We start from the raw sequence: 15,394 nt of genomic DNA, 5'->3' as shown, positions 1-15,394 counted from the left end.
AGCAGGGCAAGAGTCGGGAGAATGCGCCTTTGACGCCGAAACGGAAGCCCGTCCCCATGAGTGACAGTACCCAGCGCATGGCCAGCGATATTGATCAGATGACCGAAGTGGCGATGCTCTATTACCTCGAGAACGTCACTCAGGAAGCCATCGCCAAGCGCTTCGACCTGTCCCGGGCCAAAGTCAGCCGATTGCTCAAGCGCGCGCGGGATGAAGGCATTGTCGAGGTGCGCGTCTTGCAGCATCCGGCGATGAACAACGAGCTGGAACAGGCCTTGGTGGCGCGCTTCAAGCTGGATCGCGCGTTGATCGCGGTCGACCACAGCGATCCCGATACCCAGCGCTCGGCCGTCGCCAGCCTGGTGGCCAACTACCTGAACAAGACCTTGAGCGACGGCATGATCGTCGCCGTGGGCATGGGCCGCAACGTCGGCGCCGTGGCCGATAACGTGTTCCTGCCGGTGACGCGCAACTGCACATTTGTCTGCGCCATTGGCGGTTCGCTCAAGGCTGGCGAATACATGAACCCCGACCATATCTGCCGGCGCCTGGCCCTGCGCTTTGGCGGCGAGAGTGAAAGCCTCTACGCCCCGGCCCTGGTGGCCAACCCGGAGTTGCGCGGGGTGTTGATCAACAACGACACGGTGCGCTCCACCCTCGACCGTGCGCGGCGGGCTGACATGGCGCTGATCGGCATCGGCGACATGAGCGAGAACAGCAATATGGTGCGCATGGGCTGGTTCTCGCCCCAGGAGATCGCCCAGGCACGCCTGTCCGGTACCGTGGGCGACATGATGGGCTATGACTTCATCGACATCCACGGCCAGCCGGCAGTCAACGCGATCCAGGGGCGAGTGATCGGGCTGACGGTGCAGGAGTTGTTCCGCATCCCGGACGTGGTGGCGATTGCCAGCGAGAACACCAAGGCGGCGGCAACGTTGGGGGCGTTGCGGTCGGGGGTGATCAATACCCTGGCGACGACGGTGACGAATGCCCACACCATCCTGGCGCTGGACGATGCAACCCGTAAAACCTGACACGCCCTTATCTGGGCATAGGTATCTACACAGCGTTGGCTCAATGCCGGACGCCCGGCAGACAAGCCCGCTCACCACAGAGATTTGGCAGGATCTTAAAAGTTGTGCAGATACCCATGCTCATCGGGGGCAAGCCCCTTCCCACATGATTTTGTGTGGGGTTCGAAGACAGGTTTTGTAATAGTTTTGCGTTGTAGGGAATTTGTATTTCGCCTGTAGGATTCAAGTCCTTTTGTTATTTCAGGACCTGCATGAACATCCTCTTGGAGCCTCCCAGTCGTCTTTCCCCAAGACATCCGCTGCCGCTGTTCCCGCTGAAACACCTCGTATTCCGACTGCCAGCCTTGTCCCGGTCCACTGACCGCGCCTTGCCGTGCCCGGCATTCTGAAACCTGTAGAGAGACTTGTATAAATGGAATGGTTAGCGGATCCAACGGCCTGGCTCGGCCTGTTGACCTTGATTGTGCTGGAACTGGTGCTGGGCATCGACAACCTGGTGTTTATTGCGATCCTGGCCGACAAGCTGCCGCCGGAGCAGCGCGACCGTGCGCGCTTGATCGGTTTGTCCCTGGCGTTGCTGATGCGCCTGGGCCTGCTGGCGAGTATTTCCTGGTTGGTGACCCTGACCCAACCGCTGTTCGAGGTGTTCGACAAGAGCTTCTCCGGCCGTGACCTGATCATGCTGTTCGGCGGTGTGTTCCTGTTGTTCAAGGCCACCATGGAATTGCACGAACGCCTGGAAGGCCATGTGGCCCAGCGCACCGGCAACGTGGCATACGCGATGTTCTGGCCGATTGTGGCGCAGATCGTGGTGCTCGACGCGGTGTTCTCCCTGGATGCGGTGATCACGGCCGTGGGTATGGTGGATGAGTTGGCGGTGATGATGATCGCGGTGATCATTTCCATCGGCCTGATGATCGTCGCGAGCAAGCCGCTCACACGCTTCGTCAACGCCCACCCGACGGTGATCATGCTGTGCCTGGGCTTCCTGATGATGATCGGTTTCGCCCTGACCGCCGAAGGCCTGGGTTTCCATATTCCCAAGGGCTACCTGTACGCAGCGATTGGTTTCTCGATCCTGATCGAGGTGTTCAACCAGATTGCCCGCGCGCGTCGCAAGAAGTCGGCCCAGGGCGTGTTGCCGGTGCGTGAACGCACGGCCCATGCGGTGATGCGCTTGCTCGGCGGTCGCAGCCTGGCGGTGGAGGAAGTGGGTGAAGAGGTGGCTGACCTGTTGGGCGAGACGGATGCCGCCCAGGGGCCGCTGTTCGACCGACGCGAGCGGGTGATGATCAGCGGTGTGCTGCAACTGGCCGAGCGGCCGATTCGCAGCTTGATGACGCCGCGGGCCAACGTCGACTTTATCGACCTGGCGGACGACCCCGACACGATTCGCTTGAAGCTGATGCATTCGTCCTATTCGCGCCTGCCGTTGATCCGCAATGGCGCGGTGGATGAGCCGCTGGGCTTTGTGCACAAGAAGGAATTGCTCAAGGAATACCTGGCCGGCAACGAGCCGAACCTGGAGCATCTCGCACGTCGGGCGATCAACCTGCTGGAGAGCTTTTCGATCCTCAACGCCCTGGAGCAGATGCGCCAGGAATCCACCCATATCGCCTTCGTGATCAACGAATTCGGTGACTTCATGGGCGTACTGAGCATGACCGACATTCTTGAATCCATTGCCGGTGAGTTGCCGGATGCCAGTGAGATCGAAGGGCCGGATATTGTCGAGGAGGGCGCGGGTTTTCGTGCCAATGGCGCCCTGAATCTCACCCAGATTCGTCAGCGTACCGGCTTCAAGGCCGTCGCGACCGAGGATTATCAGACCCTGGCCGGTCTGGTAATGAGCCTGCTCGACCGCCTGCCGGTGGTGGGCGATGACCTGGAGCATGAGGGCTGGCGCCTGACGGTGGCTGCGGTGGAGGAGCGGCGGGTGACGCAGGTGCTGTTACATCGTGGCCAAGGGCATAGTGATTGAAGGTGTTCTCTAAGAACAATGGTTGCTCGGCCTTTGGACCGAAGCTCTTGATTTTTTCCTTCAAGGCGCCGTCGCGAAATACCAATAGCGTGGGGGTGCCCGTGACTTCCGGGTGCCTTGGGGTGCGCGCGCAGTCCAGTATCAGGCTGACCACGGACGGGTATTTTCCGGCGATCCGTTTAAACAAAGGTGCCGAGCCTGCGCAGGCAGCGCAATGCAGCGAGACAAACAACATGAACACCGGGTGTGAAGTGCTGAGCACCCGTTGATAGTCCTCGGCATTGGCGATGGTACCGTTGGCGTATCCCATGACAGTGTTCCTCCCGGACAGCGCTGGTGTGTGCCAACGCTAGGTCGGTAGGTCGCTGTCGTCTACTGTCAACCTTCACAGGTCTGCCTCACGCTCCACCCGTTCCCGGGCCTTGCGCGCCTGGTTCGCGCACTTGCGGTATTCCTCATTGTCCCGGGAGGCCTTGGCCTGGCGATAGCCGTGGTGATTCTGGCTGGTGTAGTTGGTGTCGAAGGCTTCCTTGAGCTTGCGCAGTTCTTCCTTGCAGTCGCGGCGGTCGTTGCTGGCCGAGGCGTTGCCGGCTGCGAGCAAGGTGAGCACCACCAGGGTAAGACATGACTTCATCAGGGCAAGGTCCTTGTCGGCAGGGATGTGCCAAGGCTAGTCCAGCATGGGAATTTTTCCACGCTGCGCGCGCACCGCAACGGTGCGCGGTAACGCTGTTGCAGTGCGTCCGCCGGGACCTGTCACCACCATATGGGGCCCTGGGTAGCAAAGTGATTGCAGGTGCTGGCGTAGCGCCTTGTCTCCCAGAAATATTTATCTATCTGATTTAACAAGCCTTTATCCCAGGCATGTTTTTCTGCGGGTGCGTGTGGCACACTTTCTGCTGTCTATTCCGTTGTTACATACTAAGTTCCGGTATAGCGGAATACACAACTCCTGGAGTGCTTGTCATGCATCACCGACCTTCCGTGTTCAAAGCGTGTGTTTTTCTCTTCGCCGCATCGGCTTCCCTCGCAGGCATTGTGCAGGCGGCGGACAGCAAGCTCGATGATGTGCTCAAGCGTGGGCACCTGATCGTGGGTACAGGCAGTACCAATGCGCCGTGGCACTTCCAGGGAGCGGATGGCAAGTTGCAGGGGTTTGATATCGACATCGGCCGCATGGTGGCCAAGGGGTTGTTCAACGACCCGAGTAAGGTCGAGTTTGTGGTGCAGTCGTCCGACGCACGCATTCCCAACCTGCTGACCGATAAGGTCGACATGAGCTGCCAGTTCATCACCGTCACCGCCAGCCGTGCCCAGCAAGTGGCGTTCACGCTGCCGTACTACCGCGAAGGCGTGGGCCTGCTGCTGCCGAACAACAGCAAGTACAAGGAAATCGAAGACCTGCAGGCAGCGGGCGATGGCGTCACCGTGGCGGTGCTGCAGAACGTGTATGCCGAAGAACTGGTGCACCAGGCGCTGCCCAAGGCCAAGGTCGACCAGTACGACAGCGTCGACCTGATGTACCAGGCGGTGAACTCCGGTCGCGCCGATGCCGCCGCCACCGACCAGTCCTCGGTCAAGTACCTGATGGTGCAGAACCCCGGCCGCTACCGCAGCCCGGCCTACGCCTGGAGCCCGCAGACCTACGCGTGTGCGGTCAAGCGTGGCGACCAGGACTGGCTGAACTTCGTCAATACCGCGCTGCATGAAGCCATGACCGGTGTGGAATTCCCCACCTACAAGGCGTCGTTCAAGCAGTGGTTCGGTGTGGACCTGCCGGAACCTGCCATCGGCTTCCCCGTCGAGTTCAAGTGATTCGTGAAAACCGGGGCGCCGCCAACGGCGCCCCCATCAGGTACTGCTGACCATGAACTATCAGTTGAACTTTGCCGCCGTGTGGCGCGATTTCGACACCTTGCTGGCGGGGCTCGGCCTGGGCCTGCAACTGGCATTGCTGTCGATCGCCATCGGCTGCGTGATCGGCCTGTTGATGGCGTTTGCCATGCTGTCCAGACACCGCGCGTTGCGAATCCTGGCCTCGGTGTATGTGACGGTGATCCGCAATACGCCGATCCTGGTGCTGATCCTGTTGATCTACTTTGCGTTGCCCAGCCTGGGTATCCGCTTGGACAAGATCCCGTCGTTCATCATCACCCTGTCGCTGTACGCCGGTGCCTACCTGACCGAAGTGTTCCGCGCCGGGCTGTTGAATATTCCCAAGGGCTTGCGCGAAGCCGGACTGGCCATCGGCCTTGGCGAATGGCGGATCCGCGCCTATATCACCGTACCGGTGATGCTGCGCAATGTGTTGCCGGCGTTGTCGAACAACTTCATTTCGCTGTTCAAGGACACGTCCCTGGCCGCCGCCATCGCAGTGCCCGAGCTGACCTATTACGCCCGCAAGATCAACGTCGAAAGCTACCGGGTGATTGAAACCTGGCTGGTCACGACCGCGCTCTACGTGGCGGCCTGTTACCTCATTGCCATGCTGCTCCGTTACCTGGAACAGCGTCTGGCGATCCGTCGTTAAGGAGGGTGTCCATGTACGAGTCCCCCAGCTGGCTGCATGAGTTGTGGATCGCCCGGGATACGCTCTGGGCGGGGTTTCAGGCCAGTGTCGCGGTGTCGGCGCTGGCGATTATCTTTGGCACGCTGATCGGTATCGTCGCCGGGTTGATCCTGACCTACGGCAAATTCTGGATGCGCGCACCGTTTCGCCTGTATGTCGACCTGATCCGTGGCACGCCGGTGTTTGTGCTGGTGTTGGCGTGTTTCTACATGCTGCCGGCGCTTGGCTGGAAAATCACCGCGTTCCAGGCCGGCGCCGTCGGGCTCACGCTGTTCTGCGGCTCCCACGTGTCGGAAATCGTGCGCGGTGCACTGCAAGCCATTCCCCGTGGGCAGCTGGAAGCAGGCAAGGCGATTGGCCTGACATTCCGGCAATCCCTGGCCTATGTGCTGCTGCCCCAGGCGCTGCGGCAGATCCTGCCGACCTGGGTCAATTCCTCGACGGAAATCGTCAAGGCCTCGACCTTGCTCTCGGTGATCGGCGTGGCCGAATTGCTGTTGAGTACCCAGCAAGTGATCGCGCGTACCTTCATGACCCTGGAGTTCTACCTGTTCGCCGGGTTTCTGTTCTTTGTCATCAACTACGCCATCGAGTTATTCGGGCGCTACATTGAAAAGCGGGTGGCCTTGCCATGAACCAACCTCAAACAACCGAGCCGCTGCTGGACATCCGCGGCCTGCGTAAACAATACGGTGAGGTCGAAGTGCTCAAGGGCGTCGACCTGTCCATGGAACGCGGCAACGTGGTGACGTTGATTGGCTCCAGCGGCTCGGGCAAGACCACCTTACTGCGTTGCGTCAATCTGCTCGAAGAGTTCCAGGGCGGGCAGATCACCCTGGATGGCGAGTCCATCGGCTACAGCGACATCGGCGGCAAGCGCGTGCGTCACCCCGAACGCGTGATTGCCCAGCACCGGGCGATGACCGGCATGGCGTTCCAGCAGTTCAACCTGTTTCCCCATCTGAGCGCGTTGCAGAACGTCACCCTCGGCCTGTTGAAAGTTAAGAAAATGCCTAAGGACGAGGCGGTGGCACTCGCGGAAAAATGGTTGGACCGTGTAGGACTTCTGCAGCGCCGCGATCACTTTCCCGGCCAGCTGTCCGGCGGCCAGCAACAGCGTGTGGCGATAGCCCGTGCCATTGCCATGAACCCGAGCCTGATGCTCTTCGACGAAGTCACTTCGGCCCTCGACCCGGAATTGGTGGGCGAGGTGCTCAGTGTGATCAAGGGCCTGGCGGAAGAGGGCATGACCATGTTGCTGGTCACCCACGAAATGCGCTTTGCCTATGAAGTCTCGGACAAGATCGTCTTCATGAACCAGGGCCGGATTGAAGAGCAGGGCTCGTCGAAGGACATCTTCGAGCGGCCGCAATCGCCGCGCCTGGCGGAATTTCTCAAGAACATTCGTTTTTAATCAGGAGCATCGTTTTATGAGCATCACTCGTTACGGAGCCGGCAGTACGGCCGGCGGTGGCCAGCCGCGTCCCTTCGCCCGCGCGGTGGAAGCGGACGGTTGGCTGTACGTCTCGGGCCAAGTGCCTGCGGTGGACGGCGAAATCATCACCGGCGGGATCATCGAGCAAACCCGGCAGACCCTGCGCAACGTGGTAGCGATCCTCGAAGAAGCCGGCTACGAGTTGAAAGACGTGGTGCGGGTCGGCGTGTGGCTGGAAGACCCGCGTGACTTCTGGAGTTTCAACAAGGTCTTCGGCGAATACTTCACCCCGGAACACGCCCCGGCGCGGGCCTGTGTGCAGGCCAACATGATGGTGGACTGCAAGGTCGAGATTGATTGCGTGGCCTACAAGAAAAAGGGCTAAATTGCCCCACTCTTAAGCCCACCAGAGATCAAATGTGGGAGGGGGCTTGCCCCCTCCCACAGTGGACCTGCGCCAGCCCTACCATTTCGACCGGACTGATATCGCCATGACCGAAGACACCATCAAACGCCGCGCCAAAGGCCTGGACCGTGCATTCGATATCCTCGATTTTCTCAAGGAAATCGGCCAGCCCCTGCGCCCGAATGATATTGCCAGCGGCATCGGCAGCCCCAAATCCACGGTCTACGAACTGGTCGCCTCCCTGTTGGAGCGGCGCATCCTCGAAACCGTGGGCAAGGACGGTCACGTCTACCTCGGCCGTCAGTTGTACTTCCTCGGCCAGGCGCACCTGCGCCATTTCGACCTGACCCGCGAGGCCGATCACGCCTTGCAGGAGATCGTCAGCCAAACCCACGAAACCGCGCAGATGTGCCTGCTCAACGGGCGCAAATACACGGTGGCGCTGATGCGCGAAGGCGAGCGGCATTTCCGTATTTCCTCGGACATCGGTGAAGACGCGCCGATCCCATGGACCGCCTCCGGGCGCCTGTTGCTGGGGCATTTGAGCGACCAGCAGATCATCGACCTGATCGACCACGACGACTTTATCCTGCCGGACGGCCAGCGCCTGCCGCTGGAGACCTTCCTCGCGCAAATCCGCCAGGCCACCCTCGATGGGTTCTTTTCCTTCGACAGTGTGGCCGACACCTTTACCCACTGCTTTGCCGCCCCGGTCCGGGACGCGCAGGGCGTCAGCATTGCGACGCTGTGCATCGTCGCCCCTCGGGCCGATGCGAGCAAAAACTACAACGACTATCGCCGGGTGTTGATCGACAGCGCCAACAACCTGGCCCGTCGCATCAACGAATAGGAGTTTTCCATGTCAGCCATCAATGCCGTTGAAAAGGGCGCCGCCGCCGTCGGTGCCCACCTGGTCCGTGACGTCAGCCTGCCCGCCCTGGTGCTGCACCGCGACGCCCTGGAACACAACATTCGCTGGATGCAGGATTTCGTCAGCAACAGCGGCGCGGAACTGGCGCCCCACGGCAAGACCAGCATGATGCCGGCGTTGTTCCAGCGCCAGCTTGCCGCAGGCGCCTGGGGCATCACCCTGGCCAACGCGGTGCAGACCCGCGCCGCCTATGCCGGTGGCGTGCGCCGGGTGCTGATGGCCAACCAGTTGGTGGGCGCACCGAACATGGCGTTGATCGCCGATCTGCTGGCCGACAAGGATTTTGACTTCCACTGCATGGTTGACCACCCGGACAATGTCGCCGACCTGGGCCTGTTCTTCGCCGCCCGTGGCCTGCGCCTGAACGTGATGATCGAATATGGCGTGGTCGGCGGCCGTTGCGGTTGTCGCAGCGAGCAGGAAGTGCGCGACCTGGCCAAGGCGATCAAGGCCCAACCGGCCCTGGCCCTCACCGGTATCGAAGGCTACGAAGGGGTGATCCACGGCGAGCACGCCATCAGTGGCATCCGCGACTTCGCCGCGAGCCTGGTGCGCCTGGCCGTGGACCTGCAAAACAATGGGGCCTTCGACCTGCCCAAGCCTATTATCACGGCGTCGGGGTCGGCCTGGTACGACCTGATCGCCGAGTCCTTCGAAACCCAAAACGCCGCCGGCCGTTTCCTCAGTGTATTGCGCCCCGGCAGCTATGTGGCCCACGACCATGGCATCTACAAAGAGGCGCAGTGCTGCGTGCTCGACCGCCGCAGCGACCTCCAGGAAGGCCTGCGTCCGGCCCTGGAAGTCTGGGCCCATGTGCAATCGTTGCCTGAGCCGGGGTTTGCGGTGATCGCCCTGGGCAAGCGCGACGTGGCCTACGACGCCGGTTTGCCGGTGCCGCTTAAACGCTATCGCGCCGGGATCCTGCCGGCGGAAGGCGATGATGTGAGCGCCTGCACCGTCACCGCCGTGATGGACCAGCACGCGTTCATGACCGTCGCGGCAGGTGTCGAGCTGCGCATCGGCGACATCATTTCCTTCGGCACCTCGCACCCTTGCCTGACCTTCGACAAGTGGCAGGTCGGCTGCCTGGTGGATGAGCAGTTGCGGGTGATCGAGTCCCTGGAAACCCGTTTCTGAGTGTAAAGCCATGACCACCACCCACCCCCGCATCGCCCTGATCGGCGAATGCATGATCGAATTGCAACACCGCGCCGACGGCAGCCTGCAACAGAGCTTCGGCGGCGACACCCTGAACGCGGCGGTGTACCTGCGCCGTGAGCTGGGGGATATCGGCACGGTGGACTATGTCACCGCCTTGGGCGATGACAGCTTCAGCGACGCCATGTGTGCGCACTGGGCCGAAGAAGGCCTGGGGCTGGAGCGGGTCCAGCGCCTGCCCGGACGTTTGCCCGGCTTGTACTGCATCCAGACCGATGCCAACGGCGAGCGCAAATTCCTCTACTGGCGCAACGAAGCGGCCGTGCGCGACTGCTTTACCACGCCGGCGGCTGCCCCGATCTTGGCGTCATTGCCGGACTACAACGTGGTGTATTTCAGCGGCATTACCCTGGCGGTGCTGGGTGAAGTCGGGCGCCAGCGCCTGCTCGAAGTCCTGATCGAAACCCGCCGACGTGGCGGTGCAGTGGTGTTTGACAACAACTACCGGCCACGGCTCTGGGCCACGGTGGACGTTGCCCGCGAGGCTTTTCGCAGCGTACTGGCCGAGGTGGATATCGCCTTGCTGACCGAGGATGACGAACGCGCGTTGTTTGGTTATGCCGACAGCGAACAGGTATTCGCGGCGTACCCGGCGATTGCGGAAGTGGTGCTCAAGCGCGGTGCGGATGCGTGTTTGATCCGTTGCGACGGCGAGCGCCTTGCCGTGCCGGCGCTGAAGGTGGAGAAGGTGGTGGACACCACTGCGGCGGGGGATTCGTTCAGTGCGGCGTACCTGGCCAGTCGGCTCAAGGGCGGTTCGCCCCAGGAGGCGGCGTTGGCCGGGCATCGATTGGCGAGCCGGGTTATCCAGGTGCCGGGTGCGCTGATCCCCAGGGAGTAGGTGAATGGCCGCCTACGGCGGATCGGGGGCTTGCCCCCGATAGCGGTCTTAAGCCAAAGCTTCAATCCCGGTAAAACACCTGCACCAGGTGATACCCGAACTTGCTCTTGATCGGCCCGTGCACCACTTTCACCGGTTTCTTGAAGATCACCGCATCGATCACCCCGACCATCTGCCCAGGCCGCACTTCACCCAAGTCGCCGCCGCGCTTGCCGGACGGGCACGTGGAGTACTTCTTGGCCAGCACATCAAAGGCTTCGCCCTTGGCAATGCGCTGCTTGAGCTGTTCGGCTTCTTCGCTGGTTTTCACCAGGATATGGCGGGCTTGGGCTTTCATCGGTCTCTACCAGGTGTGCGACGGCGCGCGATTATGCCTGAACTGAATCATCGATGCTGATCATGCTGCGGATTTTGGTCGCCAGCAGGTCGATGGAAAACGGCTTGGCGACCATGTCCATGCCGTCCTCTAGGAAGCCCTGGCGTTCGGCGGCTTTCTCCGCGTAGCCGGTCATGAACAGCACCTTGAGCCCCGGCCGATGCTGGCGGGCGATCTCCGCCAATTGGCGGCCGTTCATGCCGGGCAGGCCGACGTCGGTCACCAGCAGGTCCACGCGCAAATCCGACTCCAGCAACGGCAGCGCCGCACGGGCATCCGCCGCCTGGTGCGCGGTATAGCCCAACTCGTCGAGCACATTGACCACCAGCATGCGCACCGCCGGGTCATCCTCGACCACCACCACCGCTTCGCCGGCAAGGGCCAGCGGGACTTCGCCCAGATGGGCGGGCTGGCTGCTTTCCAGGGAAGTGCCGTGCAGGCGCGGCAGATACAGGCGCACGCAAGTGCCCTGGCCCGGTTCGCTCTGGATGGTCACGTGGCCACCGGACTGCTGGGCAAACCCATAGATCATCGACAGCCCCAGGCCAGTGCCCTGGCCGATGGGCTTGGTGGTGAAGAACGGGTCAAACGCCTTGGCGAGAATCTTCGGCGCCATGCCGCTGCCGTTGTCACACACGCCGAGCATCACGTAGTCGCCGGCCCTGACCGGTTCGAGGGTGGTGATATCGGTGCCGTCCAGGTAACTGTTGGCGGTTTCGATCAGCAGTTCGCCGCCATCGGGCATGGCGTCGCGTGCGTTGATCACCAGGTTGAGCAGGGCGTTTTCCAGTTGGCTGGCGTCGGTGTTGACCGGCCAGATGTCGCGGCCCAGTTGCACCTTGAGCGTGATATGCGCGCCCTTGGTGCGCTGGAACAGCTCCTCCAGGGACGCTACCAGTTGGTTCGGATCCAGCGGGCGAAGGTCCAGCGACTGGCGCCGCGAAAACGCCAGCAGGCGGTGGGTGAGGGCGGCCGCGCGATGGGCCGAGGACACGGCGGCTTCGGTAAAGCGGCCGATCTCGTCGCTGCGCCCGGCGGCGATGTAGCGCTGCATCAGGTCCAGGCTGCCGATGATGCCGGTGAGCATATTATTGAAATCGTGGGCGATACCGCCGGTGAGCTGGCCCACCGCTTCCATCTTCTGCGCATGGCGCAGGGCATCTTCGGCGCGCTCGCGCTCGAACATCTCGTTTTGCAGGCGTTCGTTGGCTTCGGCCAGCGCCTGGGTGCGCTGGGCCACGCGCTCCTCAAGGTTCTCGTTGAGGTGGCGCAGGGCTTCTTCGGTGAGTTTGCGTTCGGTTTCATCGATGACAAAGATGTAGAAACCGTTCACCGAGCCGTCATTGCTGAAGCGCGGCAGGTATTTCATCAACGCATGGCGCGGGCGGCCATCGCGATGGGGGGTGACGGTCATGAAACTGCAGGCCTTGCCCCTGAGCGCAGCGGCGATCTTGTCCTCGCGCCCGGCGTACACATCGTCGCCGAGCACCTCGCGGATGGTCTTGCCGTACAGCTCCTGGGGCGTCAGGCCGTACCAGTCGAGGTAGGCACTGTTGTTCAGGCGAAAACGCTGCTCGTGGTCGACGTAACCGATCAGCACCGGCATGGCGTTGATGATCAACTGCAGTTCGGTCTGGCTCTGGCGCAGGGCCTGCTCGGTGTTTTTGCGCTCGGTGAGGTCCAGTGCCGCGCCGAGGAAGCGCGCGGGGCGGCCTTGATGATCCTTGTAGCAACGCCCTCGGGCGAACACCCAGCGCACCTGGCCGTCGGCCTGTTGCAGGCGATATTCCTCGGCGTATTCAGTGCCGAAGGTGATGCAATGCTTGATGCTGCGCGCCACCATGCCGCGGTCTTCGGGGTGTACGCCTTGCAGGTAGTCGCTGATCGGCAACCGGCTGGCGTCGCTTGGATCAACCCCGTGCAGGTAGGCGAAGTGCGCGTCGGCGATAAAGCGGTCTTCGCCAATGTCCCAGTCCCAGGTGCCCACCGCATCGGTGGCGGCCAGGGCCAGTTGCAGGCGTTGTTCGGTGTTGTGCTGGGCCTTGCGCCGTTCGTTGGTTTCGATGGCCGTGACCAGGATGCCGGCCACATTGGCGCTTTCATCGCGGATCGGGCTGTAGGTCAGGTCCAGCCAGATTTCGGTGTCGCGATTGTTGCGTTGCAGGACAAAACGCTGCTCGCTGAAGGTGCGCACCTGGCCGGTCAGCACGGCGTCGTAGATCGGCGCAGTGAAGCTTTCGAGTTCCGGCCAGGTCTGGTGCGCCGGCTGGCCCATGGCGTCCGGGTGTTTATTGCCCGCCAGCAGGGCGAAGCCGTCGTTGTAGAGCTGGGTGAGTTCGCTGCCCCACAGCAGGAGCATCGGCATCGGTGAGTGGATGACAATGTCCACGGCTGTGCGCAGGCTTTGCGGCCAATCATTGGCCTCACCGAGGGGGCTGTGCGCCCAGTCCAGCCGCGCAATCAATGCAGCGGCTTCGCTGCCGGTGGTTGTTTCCTTCATAAAAAGCCCTGAGCGTAACGCTTTGAAAAATGACAACACCCATTATCCCGTGGGACACCGATGGGTGACTACCCTCGAAAAATAGCATGCATTGAGGGTTTGTCTTCAAATGAGTGCGGCAGGGCTGAAACCTTTCATCTTTCCGCCAGTTCGGGGCGGTCGCGAAATTGCTCCAGGGCCTGTGGGTTGGCCAGTGCGTCGGTATTCTTCACCGGCTCGCCGTGCACCACGTTGCGCACCGCCAGTTCGACGATCTTGCCGCTGATGGTGCGGGGGATATCGCTGACGGCGAGGATCTTCGCCGGCACATGGCGCGGCGTGGTGTTGGCGCGGATCACCTGGCGGATCTGTTGCTCCAGGGCCTCATCCAGTTCGATGCCGTCATCCAGGCGCACAAACAGCACCACGCGCACATCGTCCTGCCAGCGTTGGCCGATGGCCAGGCTTTCCAGCACCTGCGGGACTTTTTCCACCTGGCGATAAATCTCCGCAGTGCCGATGCGCACGCCGCCGGGGTTGAGCACTGCGTCGGAGCGGCCGTGAATCAGCAGGCTGCCGTTGGGGCGTAGCTCGGCGTAGTCGCCCTGGGCCCACACGCCCGGAAACTGGCTGAAATACGAGGCGCGCAGCTTCTTCTGGTGCGGGTCGTTCCACAAGCCGATGGGCATTGCCGGGAAATGCCGGGTGCACACCAGTTCGCCTTTTTCCCCGACCAACGGTTGGCCCTGGTCGTCCCACACCTCGATGGCCATCGCCAGGCTCTTGCATTGCATTTCCCCGCGCCGCACCGGCAACACCGGATTGCCGATCACAAAGCAGGAGACGATATCGGTGCCACCGGACATCGAGGACAGGCACAACTCGGCCTTGATCTCGCGGTACACGTAGTCGTAGCTCTGGGGCGACAAGGGCGAGCCGGTGGAAATAAGGCCCTTGAGGCTGCCGAGGTCGTGGCTCAGGCGCGGTTGCAGCCCGGCCTTTTCCAGGGTGGCGAGGAATTTGGGGCTGGTGCCGAACACGCTGATCTTTTCCGCGTCGATCAGGTCGATCAAGCGTTCCGGGCCAGGGTGAAACGGCGAGCCGTCATACAGCACCGCCGTGGCGCCGATGGCCAGCACCGAAACCAGCCAGTTCCACATCATCCAGCCGCAGGTGGTGTAGTAGAACAGGCAGTCCTCGCGGGAGATATCCGCGTGCAGGCCGTGTTCCTTGAGGTGGGTGAGCAGCACGCCGCCGGTGCCGTGGATGATGCATTTGGGCACGCCGGTGGTGCCGCTGGAATAAAGGATATACAGCGGATGGTCGAACGGCACCGCGACGAACTCAGGCTCGCCGCCGGGTTGGTAGAAGTCGTTCCACAGGGCGACGCGGGCCTGGGTCTGATAGTCCTCGACGCAGGCCTGGGGCCGTGCGTACGGGACGATGATCAATTGTTCCAGGGACGGCAGGCGTTCGAGGATTTCATTGAGCTTGACGCTTTTATCGATGGTTTTACCGGCATAGCGGTAGCCGGCGCAGGTGATCAGCACCTTGGGCTCGATCTGGCCGAAGCGGTCGATGACGCCTTGGGTGCCGAAGTCTGGCGAGGAGCACGACCAGATCGCGCCCAGGCTGGTGGTGGCAAGCATACCGACCAGGGTTTGCCAGGTATTGGGCATGCACGCGGCGACCCGGTCCCCCCTGCCGACACCGGCCGCCCGCAGGCTGTCCTGCAGGCCGGCGACGTGGGCGGCCAGTTCGGCGTAGGTCAGTTGTTCGCGCTGGCCGTCCTCGCTGATCGCCACCACCGCCGGGTGATCGTCGCGTCGGCGCAGAAGGTGTTCGGCAAAATTCAGGGTCGCGCCCGGAAACCACTGGGCGCTGGGCATCTCGACGTCTTCGATCAGCACTGCACTGGGCGGGCTGCGAAACTGCACATCGAAGAACGTGACGATCGCCTGCCAGAAGTCCGGGCGCTGGTCGATGCTCCACTGGTGCAGGGCCGGGTAATCGCTGAGCTGCACGCCGTGGCGATCATTGATAAAGCGCCGGAACTGGTCCATTCGCGTGGTGCGGATGCGTTCGGGGGAAGGTTGCCAGAGGATTTCGGACATCAGCACG

Annotated in this window: 14 protein-coding genes and 1 pseudogene; 10 read left to right on the top strand and 5 right to left on the bottom strand. The window is 62.1% G+C overall.

What is annotated here, in order from left to right:
• Positions 1 to 56 precede the first annotated feature (56 nt).
• Both J3D60_RS07930 and J3D60_RS07925 read left to right on the top strand, forming a co-directional pair.
• Positions 57 to 1,037 (top strand): sugar-binding transcriptional regulator, encoded by a 981-nt coding sequence (locus J3D60_RS07930; protein WP_027608636.1) that lies wholly within the window; start codon positions 57 to 59, stop codon positions 1,035 to 1,037.
• A gap of 412 nt (positions 1,038 to 1,449) precedes the next feature.
• Positions 1,450 to 3,018, top strand: coding sequence for a TerC family protein (locus J3D60_RS07925; RefSeq protein ID WP_065941971.1), 1,569 nt, complete (start codon positions 1,450 to 1,452; stop codon positions 3,016 to 3,018).
• Between the two features lie 55 nt (positions 3,019 to 3,073).
• Here J3D60_RS07925 and J3D60_RS31280 read toward each other — a convergent pair.
• Together J3D60_RS31280 and J3D60_RS07915 are read right to left on the bottom strand one after the other, a co-directional pair.
• Positions 3,074 to 3,328: pseudogene (locus J3D60_RS31280) on the bottom strand (thioredoxin family protein); the annotation flags it as partial.
• 75 nt (positions 3,329 to 3,403) lie between these two features.
• A complete protein-coding gene (locus J3D60_RS07915; RefSeq protein WP_253490785.1) occupies positions 3,404 to 3,652 on the bottom strand; it encodes a hypothetical protein in 249 nt (82 codons plus the stop codon).
• Positions 3,653 to 3,984: 332 nt separating this feature from the next.
• On the opposite strand from J3D60_RS07915, the gene J3D60_RS07910 reads away from it, so the two are divergent.
• The 8 genes from J3D60_RS07910 to J3D60_RS07875 all read left to right on the top strand — a co-directional run bounded on the left by J3D60_RS07910 (position 3,985) and on the right by J3D60_RS07875 (position 10,418).
• Positions 3,985 to 4,833: a transporter substrate-binding domain-containing protein gene (locus tag J3D60_RS07910; protein ID WP_065941972.1), complete on the top strand. Its 849-nt coding sequence runs from the start codon at positions 3,985 to 3,987 to the stop codon at positions 4,831 to 4,833.
• Positions 4,834 to 4,885: 52 nt separating this feature from the next.
• Entirely contained in the window at positions 4,886 to 5,548 is a 663-nt protein-coding gene (locus tag J3D60_RS07905) for an amino acid ABC transporter permease (RefSeq protein ID WP_027608632.1), read from the top strand.
• Between the two features lie 11 nt (positions 5,549 to 5,559).
• Entirely contained in the window at positions 5,560 to 6,222 is a 663-nt protein-coding gene (locus J3D60_RS07900; RefSeq protein WP_065941973.1) for an amino acid ABC transporter permease, read from the top strand.
• A complete protein-coding gene (locus J3D60_RS07895; protein WP_065941974.1) occupies positions 6,219 to 7,001 on the top strand; it encodes an amino acid ABC transporter ATP-binding protein in 783 nt (260 codons plus the stop codon). The genes J3D60_RS07900 and J3D60_RS07895 overlap by 4 nt, the downstream gene beginning before the upstream one ends.
• Positions 7,002 to 7,017: 16 nt before the next feature.
• A complete protein-coding gene (locus tag J3D60_RS07890; RefSeq protein ID WP_012723821.1) occupies positions 7,018 to 7,407 on the top strand; it encodes a RidA family protein in 390 nt (129 codons plus the stop codon).
• 106 nt (positions 7,408 to 7,513) lie between these two features.
• On the top strand, positions 7,514 to 8,278 hold the full coding sequence (locus tag J3D60_RS07885; RefSeq protein ID WP_065942123.1) for an IclR family transcriptional regulator: 765 nt from the start codon (positions 7,514 to 7,516) through the stop codon (positions 8,276 to 8,278).
• A gap of 9 nt (positions 8,279 to 8,287) precedes the next feature.
• Positions 8,288 to 9,496 carry an amino acid deaminase gene (locus tag J3D60_RS07880; RefSeq protein WP_253490783.1) on the top strand — a complete coding sequence of 403 codons (1,209 nt, stop codon included), beginning with the start codon at positions 8,288 to 8,290 and terminating at the stop codon, positions 9,494 to 9,496.
• 10 nt (positions 9,497 to 9,506) lie between these two features.
• Entirely contained in the window at positions 9,507 to 10,418 is a 912-nt protein-coding gene (locus tag J3D60_RS07875) for a sugar kinase (protein WP_253490781.1), read from the top strand.
• A 61-nt stretch (positions 10,419 to 10,479) separates the two neighbouring features.
• Here the strand turns inward: J3D60_RS07875 and J3D60_RS07870 are convergent, their stop codons facing one another.
• The 3 genes from J3D60_RS07870 to J3D60_RS07860 all read right to left on the bottom strand — a co-directional run bounded on the left by J3D60_RS07870 (position 10,480) and on the right by J3D60_RS07860 (position 15,387).
• Complete coding sequence (locus J3D60_RS07870) at positions 10,480 to 10,755, bottom strand: peptidylprolyl isomerase (protein WP_010564624.1); 276 nt, start codon at positions 10,753 to 10,755, stop codon at positions 10,480 to 10,482.
• A 31-nt stretch (positions 10,756 to 10,786) separates the two neighbouring features.
• Positions 10,787 to 13,294, bottom strand: a complete 2,508-nt coding sequence (locus J3D60_RS07865) for a PAS domain-containing protein (RefSeq protein WP_253490779.1) — start codon at positions 13,292 to 13,294, stop codon at positions 10,787 to 10,789.
• A 134-nt stretch (positions 13,295 to 13,428) separates the two neighbouring features.
• Complete coding sequence (locus J3D60_RS07860; RefSeq protein ID WP_253490777.1) at positions 13,429 to 15,387, bottom strand: acetoacetate--CoA ligase; 1,959 nt, start codon at positions 15,385 to 15,387, stop codon at positions 13,429 to 13,431.
• Positions 15,388 to 15,394 lie beyond the last annotated feature (7 nt).

Origin of the sequence: Pseudomonas sp. S3E17 (genome assembly GCF_024168685.1) — a bacterium.
GTDB classification, from domain to species: Bacteria; Pseudomonadota; Gammaproteobacteria; order Pseudomonadales; family Pseudomonadaceae; genus Aquipseudomonas; species Aquipseudomonas marginalis.
Note: the sequence above shows the minus strand (reverse complement) of the source record. Positions and strands in the feature narration are given on the sequence as shown.